Origin of the sequence: Yersinia rochesterensis (assembly GCF_003600645.1) — a bacterium.
Lineage (GTDB): Bacteria > Pseudomonadota > Gammaproteobacteria > Enterobacterales > Enterobacteriaceae > Yersinia > Yersinia rochesterensis.
Window position 1 is genome coordinate 4163617 of sequence record NZ_CP032482.1, and the last position, 14620, is coordinate 4178236.

Sequence of the window (14620 nt, forward strand, 5' to 3'; positions counted from 1 at the left end):
AGCATGCTTATCCCATCAAAACTGAGCCGCCCGGTACGGCTGCAAAATACCGTGATACGCGATCGCTTGTTAGTGAAGTTATCTGGCGTCGCAAATTACCGCCTGACATTAATAAATTGCCCGGCGGGATATGGTAAGACGACGTTAATCGCTCAGTGGGCAGCCGACCAATGCGATCTGGGCTGGTATTCTCTGGATGAAAGTGACAATCAACCCGAGCGTTTTGCGACCTATTTAATCGCAGCCATACAATTGGCGACCAGAGGCCATTGCAGCAAAAGTGAGGCCCTCAGCCAGAAGCATCAATATGCCAGTCTCTCTGCGCTGTTTGCGCAATTATTTATCGAGCTGTCCGATTGGGACGGCCCGCTGTATCTGGTGATTGATGATTATCATCTGATTACCAATGATGCCATTCATGAAGCCATGCGCTTTTTCCTGCGCCATCAGCCAGAAAATCTGACCCTGATTCTGCTTTCTCGCACCTTGCCACCACTGGGTATTGCTAACCTGCGGGTGCGCGACCAGTTGTTGGAATTAGGTATGCAGCAGTTGGCATTTAATCATCAGGAAGCGCAGCAATTCTTTGATTGCCGCCTCTCCGTTCCACTGGAGCAAGGTGATAGCAGCCGCCTGTGTGATGAAGTGGAAGGGTGGGCGACGGCGCTGCAATTGATCGCGTTGTCATCGCGCCAGCCCAATTCCTCAGCACAAAAATCAGCAAAACGGTTGGCCGGGTTAAATGCCAGCCATTTGTCAGATTATTTAGTCGATGAAGTGCTGGATCAGGTCGATAGCGAGGCGCGCGCTTTCCTGTTGCGCTGTTCGGTATTGCGCTCAATGAATGATGCCCTGATAGTGCGCCTGACCGGTGAAGATAACGGCCAACAACGGCTGGAAGAATTAGAGCGTCAGGGACTATTTATTCATCGAATGGATGACAGCGGTGAATGGTTCTGCTTCCATCCATTGTTCGCCACTTTCCTGCGCCAACGCTGCCAATGGGAACTGGCATTAGAATTGCCAGAATTACACCATGCGGCGGCTGAGGGCTGGCTGGCTCTGGGCTATCCAGCGGAAGCTATCCACCATGCATTGGCGGCGGGCGATGTCGGCATGCTACGTGATATCTTGCTGCAACACGCCTGGACTCTGTTTAATCACAGTGAGTTAGCCCTGCTGGAGCAATGTCTGCTCGCCCTGCCCTACTCTTTATTGGTGCAAAATCCTGAACTGGCATTGCTACAGGCATGGCTGGCGCAAAGCCAACATCGCTATGGTGAGGTCAATACCTTGCTTGAGCGCGCTGAATCAGCAATGCAGGAACGTAAAATTCCTATTGATGATATTTTGCGGGCTGAGTTTGATGCTTTACGTGCTCAAGTGGCTATCAATGCCGGTAAGCCGGAGGAAGCCGAGAAGCTGGCAACCGATGCGCTGAAATATCTACCGATGGCAAACTTCTACAGCCGCATTGTCGCGACCTCGGTCACCGGGGAAGTTCATCATTGCAAAGGCGAACTAAGCCGCGCACTGCCGATGATGCAGCAAACTGAGCAAATGGCACGCCGCCACGAAGTCTATCACTATGCTTTATGGGCGTTATTGCAGCAGAGTGAAATTCTGATTGCGCAGGGATTCCTGCAAGCAGCTTATGAAACACAAGATAAAGCCTTTGATTTAGTTCATGAACAGCATCTTGAACAGCTTCCGATGCATGAATTCCTATTGCGCATTCGCTCCCAGGTATTGTGGTCGTGGTCACGGCTGGATGAAGCTGAAGAAGCGGCGCGCAAAGGTATCGAAATTCTGGTCAACTATCAGCCACAGCAGCAATTACAGTGTCTGGCGATGTTGGCAAAATGTTCGCTGGCCCGTGGGGATTTAGATAACGCCAACATGTACATTCAGCGCTGCGAGGCGCTGCAACACGGCAGCCAATATCATCTCGATTGGATTACCAATGCCGATAAACCCCGGGTTATTCATTGGCAAATGACCGGAGATAAAGTCGCGGCGGCAAATTGGCTACGCCAGGCCGAAAAACCGGGGATGGCCGATAACCACTTTTTGCAGGGGCAATGGCGCAATATTGCACGCATCCAGATTATGTTGGGCCGGTTTAATGAAGCGGAAGTGGTGCTGGACGAACTTAATGAGAATGCCCGCCGCTTGCGTCTCACCAGTGACCTTAATCGTAATCTATTGTTAAGTAACACTCTTTACTGGCAAACCGAGCGGAAAAGTGAAGCACAAAAAGCACTGATTGAATCCCTTTCATTAGCCAATCGCACCGGTTTTATCAGCCATTTTGTGATTGAAGGCGAGGCGATGGCGCAACAGTTGCGCCAGCTAATTCAACTCAATGCATTACCCGAATTAGAGCAGCATCGCGCCCAACGAATCTTGAAAGACATTAATCAGCATCATCGGCATAAATTTGCTCATTTCGATGAGATCTTCGTCGATAAGCTGCTAACTCACCCGCAAGTTCCGGAGCTAATCCGCACCAGCCCGCTTACCCAACGCGAATGGCAGGTCTTGGGGTTGATTTACTCCGGCTACAGTAATGACCAAATAGCGGGCGAGCTAGAAGTGGCGGCCACCACCATTAAGACGCATATTCGTAATTTGTATCAAAAGTTAGGTGTCGCCCACCGGCAAGACGCAGTACAACAAGCGCAACGGTTATTACAAATGATGGGGTATGTTTAACGAAAACTCTGTCATTAAATTTAAATATCAGTGAGTTAAATTGAATTTTATCTCTCTGGCAGATTGACAATCATTGGCCTAGATATTAATGACAGACCACCATTTATCCTGAGAATCTCTCTCTGGCGGGGTAAGGCGGCTAATAACCACTCTATTTAACTGGTCTTTATTGGCGAAAAATTGATTACAATCTCGCGATTGAACATTCAATCGCGATTAAAGGTCATCAGCAGTATGGAACAGTTTGAAACAATCAGTATTGAGCAGGCCTATAACCGCCTAAAAGAAAACAAAGCAGTTTTAGTTGATATCCGCGACCCACAAAGTTTTGAAGCGGGTCATGCGCCGGAGGCGTTCCATCTGACCAACAGCAGTTTGCACACCTTTATGCAACAAACTGATTTTGAACAACCGGTGCTGGTGATGTGCTATCACGGCAACAGCAGCAAAGGCGCGGCGCAATATCTCCTTCAGCAAGGTTTTGAGGCGGTTTACAGCATTGATGGCGGTTTTGAAGCTTGGGCCAGGAGCTACCCGCAAGAAATCACTCGTGAAAATGTCTGATTCTGTTGCCTATTTGTAACCTGCTATTCGCCACAGCCAACCAGATTGTGATATTTTTAAACACTTAGATTAAAATCTCGTTAGACGGTGATAGACAAAATGGTTCGTGTGATAGCAATATCTAATCTACGTCTGGCGCAGGCCTTTGTTGATTATATGGCCACTCACAAGGTGGCGCTGGAAGTGCGGCCAGATGCTCAGGGTGCTGAGATTTGGTTAGCGGATGATGAACAATTGCCCTTGGTGCAGCATGAGCTGGAACAGTTTTTACTCGACCCCCTCAATCCGCGCTACCAAGCGGCCAGTTGGCAATCGGGCAATCTGCATTCTAATTTGCCGTACCAACGCTTTTCCTACCTCCAGACTCTCCGCAGTCAGGCTGGCCCACTGACGCTGAGTATTATGGTGCTGTGTATCGCCATCTATATTCTGATGCAAATCGTCGGTGATGCCGCAGTGATGTCTTGGTTGGCGTGGCCTCGTGACGAGAGCCAATATCTGCAAGTATGGCGTTGGGTCAGCCATGCTTTACTGCATTTTTCCCTGTTGCACATCCTGTTTAACCTGATGTGGTGGTGGTATCTGGCCGGGCAGATGGAGAAACGGCTTGGCACCGGTAAATTGCTGGTATTAACTATTGTTTCCGCCTTATTTAGTGGTTGGGGTCAATCGCTGTTTAGTGGTGTGAATTTTGGCGGCCTTTCTGGCGTGGTATATGCCTTAATGGGTTATGTTTGGCTGACTGGCGAGCGCGCACCCGAGCGCGGTATTTCGTTGCCTCGCGGCTTAATGGCTTTTTCTGTTCTCTGGTTGGTTGCTGGGTATTTCGATATTTTAGGTTTGTCGATCGCCAACGCAGCGCATGTTTCAGGCCTGATTATTGGGTTACTGATGGCATTTTGGGATACGCGCAACAGCGCAAGAACCACACAATAACTGCCTGGAACAACCAGGCGAATTAGGGGATTACCGTGAAGCAAACGCAGCGGCATGATGCGATTATTGAATTGGTACGCCAACAAGGCTACGTCAGTACTGAAGAGCTAGTGGAGCATTTTGCCGTTAGCCCGCAAACCATCCGACGCGATTTGAATGATTTGGCGGATCAAAACAAGATTCACCGCCATCATGGTGGTGCCGCATTACCCTCTAGTTCAGTCAACGCGGCTTATAACGACCGTAAAGTAATGTGGTCGGAAGAAAAGGCGCGCATTGCCCAACGTGTTGCCAGCCAGATCCCCGATGGCGCGACACTGTTTATTGATATCGGCACCACACCAGAAGCGGTCGCTCATGCTTTAATGAATCATAAAGGCTTGCGCGTGGTGACCAATAATCTGAACGTGGCGACATTGTTAACCGCCAAAGAGGATTTTCGGCTAATTCTAGCCGGTGGTGAAGTTCGTACCCGTGATGGTGGGATTATTGGTGAAGCCACGCTGGACTTTATTTCCCAGTTCCGCCTCGATTACGGCATCCTCGGCATCAGCGGTATTGATATGGACGGCTCTCTACTGGAGTTTGATTATCATGAAGTGCGGACCAAACGGGCGATTATCGAAAACTCCCGCTGCGTGATGCTGGTCACCGACCATTCCAAATTTGGCCGTAACGCGATGGTGAATCTGGGGAACATGAATCTGATTGATTATTTGTTTACCGATCAGATGCCACCAGCCAGCGTGATGAAGATTATTGAGCAGCATAATGTTCAATTAGAGTTGTGTTAGCCGTTTGTTTTGGTGATTCAGTTCAGTGATTTGATTCGGTTGTTAGAGCAACTGAGTTTACTTAACCTCCGATGAACCAACCGGCAAAGGGGCCATAAGCGTGGCCCTTGTGCAATCCCGCGCTTGCGCACGTATCGCTTGCCCACTGCGAGGGTTCCCTCACTCATCATTTCGCTGACGGATCGGGCCGATTCGCATCCATGCTCAAGCGGACCTCGCTCGGCATCCATGTCTCGCGTCCTACCTTCATTCTTCACTCGGCTGCTCAAATGTGCTTTTAACATCAAAATCTAAAGGCAGGGTTTTGACTTTCTCTTTTGACCTTGAGCGCAATTAGGGATATTACCGACAAAGACGATGGCCCGAGTGAGCGGGCATGGACGCCCGCGAAAAGCGCGCTTGGGCAGGGATGCCCATCGCGCTGGCTCGATAAGGCCAACGACTACCGGAGGGGACTGCGAATAGCAGTAATATTTCGCGCAAGCCGCAGGTGCAGGAGGGCAGGCCTGCCCTCCTGCTCGGTTGAGGCGGCGAGAGCCAGGTGATCACTGAACGAATATCAACCTAAACAATAATCCAATTTGCTCTTGACTCAAATGCTCTAACAACCAAACCAGATCAACTATTCACCAAATCCAAATCCAAACCTCCCCCCCACATCCTGATAACAAAACTGTTACTTCCATCACGCATAAATGTTTTTTTTTGGTTAAGTCTTGGCTTGTTTGTTGGTTTTTGATTACAATCATGAGCGAAAACGAACATTAAAGAGCTGTTTCGAACATCCGGAGGAGGTAAGCATGGAAACCAAAGACTTGATCGTGATCGGTGGCGGCATTAATGGTGCCGGTATCGCTGCTGACGCTGCAGGGCGTGGCCTGTCCGTTCTGCTGCTGGAAGCACAAGATTTGGCCTGCGCTACGTCTTCCGCCAGTTCCAAACTCATCCACGGTGGCCTGCGCTATCTGGAACATTATGAGTTCCGCTTGGTCAGTGAAGCATTGGCCGAACGTGAGGTTTTGCTGAAAATGGCTCCTCATATTGCTTTCCCGATGCGCTTCCGCCTACCCCATCAGCCCCATCTGCGCCCGGCTTGGATGATTCGCACCGGCTTATTCTTGTACGACCACTTGGGCAAACGCACCAGCCTGCCAGCCAGTAAAGGGCTGCGTTTTGGACCAGAATCAGTATTGAAGCCCGAATTAGTGCGCGGTTTCGAATATTCAGACTGCTGGGTCGATGATGCCCGTCTGGTGGTATTGAATGCTCAGGAAGTGGTCGAGCGCGGCGGCGAAGTGCGTACTCGCACCAAAGTGACTCGCGCCTGGCGTGAGCAAGGTTTATGGATGGTGGAAGCTGTGGATGTCGACACCGGCCAAACCTTTACCTGGCGTGCTAAAGGTTTGGTGAATGCCACCGGCCCATGGGTTAAACAGTTCTTCGATGATGGCCTGAAACTCAAATCACCTTATGGTATCCGCCTAATTAAAGGCAGCCATATTGTGGTGCCGCGAGTTCATAACCAACCACAAGCCTATATTCTACAAAACGAAGACCATCGTATTGTCTTCGTCATCCCATGGTTGGATGAATATTCCATCATCGGCACCACCGACGTGGAATATCACGGCGATCCTAAAGAGGTGAAAATAGATGACCAGGAAATTGATTATCTGTTGAAGGTCTATAACGACCACTTTAAAAAGCAGCTGGGTCGCGACGATATCGTCTGGACTTACTCTGGTGTCCGTCCGCTATGTGATGATGAATCAGATTCGCCGCAAGCGGTTACCCGCGATTACACACTGGATGTCGCGGATGAAGGCGGCAAAGCGCCGCTGCTGTCGGTATTTGGCGGCAAACTGACCACTTACCGCAAACTGGCAGAACACGCGCTGGAAAAACTGTCCGGCTATTATCCGAATGTTGGCCCGGCGTGGACAAAAACCGGCTCTTTACCGGGCGGAGATATTGGCGGCAGCCGTGATAACTATACTGTGCAGTTGCGCCATCGCTATAACTGGCTACCAGAAGGGTTAGCGCGCCGCTATACCCGTACCTATGGCAGCCACAGCGAACTAATTTTGGCGGAAGCCACCAGCCTCGACAGCTTGGGCGAACATTTTGGCCATGGTTTGTATGAAGCAGAATTGCGCTATCTGGTTGAAAAAGAGTGGGTTATTGAACTCGATGATGCCATCTGGCGGCGCACCAAGTTAGGTATGATGCTAGATGAAGCGCAAAAACAGCGGATTTCCGAATGGCTAGCGCACGTTCAGGCGAAGAAACAACAGACATTGTCCTTAGTTTCCTGATAGCAAATACTCATCATTAATCTGTTAAAAAAACCTCTTCACAGTTCGCTGCTGAAGAGGTTTTTTGTTATTAACTCACCGAATATTTAGAGCTTGATTGGCTTAATATGCCAAATATCATCGGCATACTCTTCAATGGTCCGGTCTGACGAGAAATAGCCCATATTGGCGATATTGAGTAAGGTTTTACGTGTCCATTCATCCGGATGGCGATAGAGTGTATCGACTTGCTCTTGGGTATCCACGTAGCTGCGATAATCTGCCAGTAATTGATAGTGATCACCCAGATTAACCAGTGAATCAAACAAGCTGGTGTATCGCTGAGGTTCTTCTGGGCTGAAAGCGCCGGTGGCAATTTGCGTCAAGACCAAATGCAGCTCCGGATCTTCGTCGTAATATTTCCGTGGGTTATAGCCACTGTTACGCAGCGCCTCAACCTGCTCGGTAGTATTACCAAAGATAAAAATATTCTCCTCGCCCACATGTTCGCGGATCTCGACATTCGCCCCATCCAGAGTGCCAATCGTCAGCGCCCCATTCAGCGCAAATTTCATATTACTGGTTCCTGATGCCTCGGTACCCGCCAATGAGATCTGTTCGGAGAGATCCGCCGCCGGAATGATCAACTGCGCCAGGCTGACACTGTAGTTCGGGATGAATACCACTTTCAGTAGATTATTAATCCGTGGATCATTATTGATCACTTTCGCTACATCATTGATCAAGCGAATGATTTGCTTCGCACTATAGTAGGCTGATGCCGCTTTCCCGGCAAAAATCACCACGCGCGGCACCCATTTCTCATCAGGAGCTTCGAGAATGCGGTTATAGCGAGTTATCACATGCAGCACATTCAATAACTGCCGTTTGTATTCATGAATGCGCTTGATTTGCACATCAAACAGCGCCGCAGGATTCACCACAATATTCAGTTTTTCAGCAATATAGACAGCCAGCCGCTTCTTGTTCTCCAGCTTGGCTTTCTGTAGCGCCTGCAAGAAACTCGGGTAATCGAGATTCTTTTCCAGCTCGCTGAGTTGGCTCAAATCAGTGCGCCAGTTGTGGCCGATGCTGTCATCCAACACCGCCGCCAATGGCCGGTTAGCCAGCCCCAGCCAGCGCCGTGGGGTGACGCCATTAGTTTTATTACAGAAACGATTAGGGAAAATACGGGCAAAATCGGCAAACAGCGATTGCACCATTAATTCTGAATGCAGGGCCGACACGCCGTTCACTTTATGGCTGGCGATCACCGCAAGCCAGGCCATACGAACTCGCCGGCCATCATGCTCATTAATAATTGATACACGCGGCAGCAATTCTGGCTCATTCGGATATTGTTCCTGCACCAGTTTGAGGAAATGGTCATTGATATCAAAGATAATTTGCAGATGGCGCGGCAGGATCTTGCCAATCATGTCGATGGGCCAAGTCTCCAGCGCCTCACTCATCAGGGTGTGGTTGGTGTAGGAAAACACTTGCTGCACCACATCCCAGGCGTCCATCCAACTAAATTTATGCTCATCAATCAGCAAACGCATCATCTCAGGGATAGAGAGCACCGGATGAGTATCATTGAGGTGAATAGCAATCTTATCAGCCAAATTATCGAAGGTTTGATGCATCGCCCAATGGCGGCTGAGAATATCCTGCACAGTGGCGGAGACTAAAAAGTATTCTTGCCGCAGGCGCAGTTCGCGCCCGGAGTAGGTCGAGTCATCGGGGTAAAGCACCCGAGAGACGTTTTCTGAATGGTTTTTATCTTCAACCGCCGCGAAGTAATCGCCCTGATTGAATTTCCCCAGATTGATTTCATTACTGGCCTGCGCAGACCATAAGCGAAGTGTATTTGTGGCGTCGGTATCAAAACCGGGGATGATTTGATCATAAGCGCAGGCGAGGATTTCTTCAGTTTCCAGCCAGCGGACTTTGCTGCCTTCTTGCTGAATCCGGCCACCAAAACGCACTTTATAGCGGGTATTGTGCCGCGGGAACTCCCAGGCGTTACCATATTCCAGCCAGTTATCCGGCGATTCCATCTGTTGGCCATTGACGATTTTCTGGCTGAACATGCCATATTCGTAGCGAATGCCGTAGCCGCGCCCCGGCAGTGCCAATGTGGCCAGTGAGTCCAGAAAACACGCCGCCAATCGCCCTAATCCGCCATTGCCGAGACCGGGGTCATTTTCTTCTTGCAACAGCTCAGATAGATTGAGGCCCATTTCATCCAGCGCCTGCTCGATATCCTCATAAATTCCCATCGATAACAGGGCATTAGAGAGCGTTCGCCCCAAGAGAAACTCCATCGACAGATAATAAACCTGCCGAACATCCTGTGATAATTGTGCGCGATTAGAACGCAGCCAGCGTTCAACCATCCGGTCGCGCACGGCAAATAAGGTCGCATTCAGCCAATCGTGCTGAGTCGCAATAGTGGGATCTTTACCCACAATAAACATCAATTTGTAGGCAATGGAGTGTTTCAGCGCGTCCACACTGACAACAGGTGAGGTATAACTGAACGGTGATGTCATAGCGTTTTTCCCAATTCGTGGTTACAACAAATCGACAATTAAAGACGCCGATAAAGTGACAGATAATCTGCCGCTGCTACTTGCCAACCAAAGTCCAACCCCATCGCGTGGCGCTGAACATGACGCCAATGTTTTGGTCGACTCCACAGCACAAAAGCACGGCGAATCGCCCGCACCAATGCCTGTGCATCGCATTCATCAAACACAAACCCCGAGGCGCTGCCATCAGCCAGATTTTCTAGCGCGCAATCCACCACGGTATCTGCCAACCCGCCCGTATGCCGGACCAGCGGCAATGTGCCATACTTCAAACCATACAACTGTGTTAGCCCACAGGGTTCAAAACGGCTGGGTACCAGAATCACATCCGCACCAGCAATGATTCGGTGCGAGAATGCTTCGTGATAACCTATTTGTACCCCAACCTGGCCGGAATAGTCTGCCGCAGCCGCCAAAAACGCCTCTTGCAAAATGGCATCCCCCGCGCCCAGAACAGCCAATTGTCCGCCCAATTTCAGTAAATCAGGCAGCGCCTCCAGCACTAAATCTAACCCTTTTTGCTCCGTCAGCCTGCTGACTACGGAAAAAATAGGTTTCTTTTCAGTGACTTCCAAGCCCATAGTGGTTTGCAAGTGTGCTTTATTCACCGCTTTCTTTTGCAGGTTTTCTGCATCATAGCGAGCATGGAGCAAAGCATCTGTTTGGGGGGCCCAAATATTGCTGTCTACGCCATTGAGGATCCCGGTCAATCGTCCCTGACTGGCCCGCTCTTGTAGCAACCCCTCCATGCCGTAGCCAAAAGCGGGTTGGGTAATTTCCTTAGCATAGGTCGGGCTGACTGTGGTGACATGGTCAGCAAAAAACAGCCCGGCTTTCAGATAGGAAATTTGGCCGTAAAACTCCAGCCCGTACATTTGGAAGAATGCAGCGGGTAGTTGTATTTCAGCCAAATGATGACCAGAAAACAACCCTTGATAAGCCAAATTATGGACGGTAAATACCGATCGCGCAGGGCGACCGCGTGCGGCGAGATAAGCACAGGCTAGCCCAGCATGCCAGTCATGGGCATGTACCACTTCAGGACGCCAGTAACCATCCAGACCACAAGCCAGTTCGCAAGCCATCCATCCCAGTAATGCAAAACGACGATAGTTATCGGCATAAGCATGTAAAGATTGGTCGTGATACGGGCTACCTGCCCGGTCATAGAGACCCGGAGCATCAATCAGGTAAATACCAATACCCTGATAATGCCCATAACGTAATGAAACACGGCCTGCAAAGGTATCAATCTCCCTGACCAAAACCGTGTCTGGAATGCCCCGGCGCAAATCAGGAAAAGCCGGCAGCATGACCCGAACATCGGCCCCCTCAGCAATTTGGGCGGCAGGTAAAGCACCAACAACGTCGGCCAATCCCCCGGTTTTTAACAATGGGAATAGCTCAGAACATACGTGTAGAACCCGCATCATTTTTCCTATTCACTTTTAAGTTTAGCGAGCATTGCCCGCGTCACTAACACCACCCCACCTTCCGAGCGGTAAAAACGCTTACTGTCTTCTTCGGCGTTTTCCCCAATAACCGTCCCCTCGGGTATTTGGCAGGCACGGTCAATAATGCAGCGGCGTAGCCGGCAGGAACGGCCAACATTGACATCCGGTAGCAGTAATGTGGAATCAATGGTGCAGAACGAATTGACCCGCACTCGTGGGAATAACACCGAATGCACCACTACCGAGCCGGAAACAATACAACCACCGGAAACCAAGGAGTTCATGGTCATACCATGGCTACCGGAGCGGTCTTGCACAAACTTGGCCGGCGGCAGTGGTTCCATATGGGTACGAATCGGCCAATCGCGGTCATACATATCCAGCTCTGGAGTGACCGACGCCAAATCGAGGTTGGCTCGCCAATAGGCGTCCAGCGTCCCGACATCACGCCAATAAGGGGGCAATTCAGCATTCGAGGTCACACAGGAAAGGTCAAACGGATGCGCCCAGGCCACTTTTTGTTCCGTCAATTTCGGAATGATATCTTGACCAAAATCATGGTTAGAGCCGGGGGTACTCTGGTCGTCTTCTAAGAGTTTAAACAGATAATCGGCATTGAAAATGTAGATGCCCATACTGGCGAGCGCCATATCCGGGCGGCCTGGCATCGCGGGAGGATTAGCCGGTTTTTCATAGAAAGCGGTTATCTGATAATCCTCGGCAACTTCCATGACACCAAACTCAGTGGCTTCTTTAATTGGCACCGGGATACACGCCACAGTGCATTGCGCCCCTTTTTCGGCATGGTCGAGCAACATGCGGGAGTAGTCCATTTTGTAGATATGGTCACCCGCTAGAATGACGATGTATTCCGCTTGGTAGCGGCGGATGATATCCAAGTTCTGGTAAACCGCATCAGCGGTGCCTTTGTACCACTGCTCAGTGCTCAGGCGCTGTTGAGCGGGCAATAAGTCGACAAACTCGTTCATTTCCTCATTGAGGAATGACCAACCGCGTTGAATATGCTGAACCAGACTATGGGATTGATATTGTGTTATCACGCCGATACGCCGGATACCGGAATTCAGACAGTTGGATAGCGCAAAATCAATGATGCGAAATTTGCCACCAAAATGGACAGCGGGCTTTGCACGGGTAGCTGTTAAATCTTTCAGCCGTGAACCACGACCACCCGCCAAGATTAGTGCCACCGATTTATTCGGTAATAATCTGGCTAACATCAGCGGGTCTTTGCTCTCAAACTTAACCATCGAGACTCCTTAAAATTTCTGTGCGAGCACGCAAACGGCATGTGCAGAGCCGTTCCACACGGTTAATAATTCCGTATGCTCTGACGGCTCAAAAGGAGGAACCACCACCCATTCCCCCGCAGGTAAATGCATTTCACACTGTTGATCCGTGGCATTTATCACCACCAACCAGCGCTGAGATAACAGGATTTGCAGTTGTTTCTGGCAGCCATGCTCCCAAGCCGAATCACTCAACGCTTGTCCCCGGCTATCCAACCATTGCACATTGCCATCGCCGTCCTCCCACCATGTGTCTTTAATCAGCGCAGGAATTTGCTGGCGTAACTGAATCAGTGCGGCGGTAAATGCTGTTAATTCACGATCGCGACTCCCCCAATCAAGCCAAGTGAGAATGTTATTTTGACAGTACGCATTGTTGTTGCCTTGCTGACTATGACCATGTTCATCGCCAGCAAGTAGCATTGGCGTTCCCTGCGAAAGCAACAAAGTCGCCAGCAATGCCCGCTGGCAAGCTTTGCGCCGTTGCCAGATAGCGTCATCCGCGACTAAACCCTCACTACCAAAATTATTGCTAAGATTGTTATCACTGCCATCACGGTTCTCTTCGCCATTGATTTGATTGTGTTTTTTGTTAAAGCACAGCAAATCCTGCAAGGTAAAACCATCATGGGCGGTAATTTGATTAATACTGGCGGAAGGCAAACGCTCCCGATGTCTGAATAAATGGCTGGAAGCGGCAAAATGCTGGGCGAATTGCCCTAAAGGTAAATCGCCGCGTAACCAGAAGCGGCGCATGGCATCGCGATATTGGTCATTCCATTCGCTAAAACCAGTCGGGAAGTTCCCCAGTTGATAGCCTCCCCAGCCGATATCCCAGGGTTCCGCAATCATCTTGCAGGCACTGAGTTTTTCATCCGCGGCCAGTGCGGCAAACAAGGGCGCATGCTGATCAAAATCCGGTGTGCGGCCCAAAACTGTGCCCAAGTCAAAACGGAAACCATCAATGTGGCAGCAATCAACCCAGTAACGCAGGCAGTCAAGCACCCACTGCATCACATAAGGCTGACTAAGACGCAGCGCATTGCCACAGCCGGTCATGTTGTCGTATTCGCCCTCGGGAGTCAGCCAGTAGTAACTGGCATTGTCGATCCCCCGCTGGCACAACGTGGGGCCGAATACATCTAGTTCAGCCGAATGGTTGAACACCACATCCAAAATGACTTCAATGCCGGCCTTATGCAGGGCTTTAACTGCATCGCGCAACTCTTGCAGCGGGGAGATGCCCTCGCGACCAGAAACATATTCTGGATCAACCGCATAGGGCGCTAATACGTTATAGCCCCAGTAATTACTCAGCCCCATTTTCTGTAACCGTGGCTCATCAACATGAAATTGCACCGGCAACAGTTCCAAGGTGGTAATACCCAGTTTTTTCAAATAGCGGATCATGGCGGGATGAGCCAAACCGGCGTAAGTACCGCGCAGGTTCGCGGGAATATCCGGGTGCAATTGGGTTAAACCGCGCACATGGGCTTCATAAATGACGGTATTGCCCCAAGGAATCGCTGGAGGACTATCCCCCTGCCAATCATATGTTTCGTGCACCACAATACACTTAGGCGCGGCGGCGGAACTGTCGCGATCGTCGGGCTGATTCACCCCGCCATTTAATCTAGGGTCATCGCCTACTTTTCGGTCTAGCGCATGGGCGCAAGGGTCTATTAATAACTTATGCGGATTAAAACGGTGGCCTTGTTGCGGGGAAAATGGCCCGCTGACACGGTAACCATAGCGCTGCCCCGGCTTTCCTCCGGGAAGATAACCATGCCAAACATCCCCACTGCGGGCCGGTAACGGAATGCGGAATTCCTGATTATCATCATCGAACAGACACAGTTCGACCTGCTCGGCATTGGCCGAAAACAGGGTGAAATTTATCCCGCTCCCATCAAAATGAGCGCCAGCCGGTGTCGGAGAGCCACTCGTCAACCTCGTCAT

9 protein-coding genes are annotated in these 14620 nt (G+C 50.3%); 5 read left to right on the top strand and 4 right to left on the bottom strand.

From position 1 onward, the window contains the following. Positions 1 to 3: 3 nt before the first annotated feature. The 5 genes from malT to glpD all read left to right on the top strand — a co-directional run bounded on the left by malT (position 4) and on the right by glpD (position 7324). On the top strand, positions 4 to 2715 hold the full coding sequence (malT, locus tag DXZ79_RS19460) for an HTH-type transcriptional regulator MalT (RefSeq protein ID WP_042562529.1): 2712 nt from the start codon (positions 4 to 6) through the stop codon (positions 2713 to 2715). A gap of 234 nt (positions 2716 to 2949) precedes the next feature. Then, positions 2950 to 3279, top strand: coding sequence for a thiosulfate sulfurtransferase GlpE (gene glpE / locus DXZ79_RS19465; protein WP_050291838.1), 330 nt, complete (start codon positions 2950 to 2952; stop codon positions 3277 to 3279). 99 nt (positions 3280 to 3378) lie between these two features. After that, the gene (gene glpG, locus DXZ79_RS19470; protein ID WP_038637301.1) at positions 3379 to 4215 is read left to right on the top strand and encodes a rhomboid family intramembrane serine protease GlpG; all 837 of its coding nucleotides are present in this window, start codon (positions 3379 to 3381) and stop codon (positions 4213 to 4215) included. Positions 4216 to 4250: 35 nt separating this feature from the next. Next, positions 4251 to 5009, top strand: a complete 759-nt coding sequence (locus DXZ79_RS19475) for a DeoR/GlpR family transcriptional regulator (RefSeq protein WP_038637305.1) — start codon at positions 4251 to 4253, stop codon at positions 5007 to 5009. A gap of 800 nt (positions 5010 to 5809) precedes the next feature. Next, the gene (gene glpD / locus DXZ79_RS19485) at positions 5810 to 7324 is read left to right on the top strand and encodes a glycerol-3-phosphate dehydrogenase (protein WP_038637311.1); all 1515 of its coding nucleotides are present in this window, start codon (positions 5810 to 5812) and stop codon (positions 7322 to 7324) included. A gap of 86 nt (positions 7325 to 7410) precedes the next feature. Here the strand turns inward: glpD and glgP are convergent, their stop codons facing one another. Genes glgP through glgX form a run of 4 tightly spaced genes read right to left on the bottom strand, consistent with a single transcriptional unit; the run spans position 7411 to position 14620 of the window. Continuing rightward, a complete protein-coding gene (glgP, locus tag DXZ79_RS19490) occupies positions 7411 to 9858 on the bottom strand; it encodes a glycogen phosphorylase (RefSeq protein ID WP_038637313.1) in 2448 nt (815 codons plus the stop codon). Between the two features lie 38 nt (positions 9859 to 9896). After that, positions 9897 to 11327: a glycogen synthase GlgA gene (gene glgA / locus DXZ79_RS19495; RefSeq protein ID WP_120011554.1), complete on the bottom strand. Its 1431-nt coding sequence runs from the start codon at positions 11325 to 11327 to the stop codon at positions 9897 to 9899. An 8-nt stretch (positions 11328 to 11335) separates the two neighbouring features. Then, positions 11336 to 12622: a glucose-1-phosphate adenylyltransferase gene (gene glgC / locus DXZ79_RS19500; protein ID WP_038637319.1), complete on the bottom strand. Its 1287-nt coding sequence runs from the start codon at positions 12620 to 12622 to the stop codon at positions 11336 to 11338. 9 nt (positions 12623 to 12631) lie between these two features. Further along, positions 12632 to 14620 carry a glycogen debranching protein GlgX gene (gene glgX / locus DXZ79_RS19505; protein WP_038637322.1) on the bottom strand — a complete coding sequence of 663 codons (1989 nt, stop codon included), beginning with the start codon at positions 14618 to 14620 and terminating at the stop codon, positions 12632 to 12634.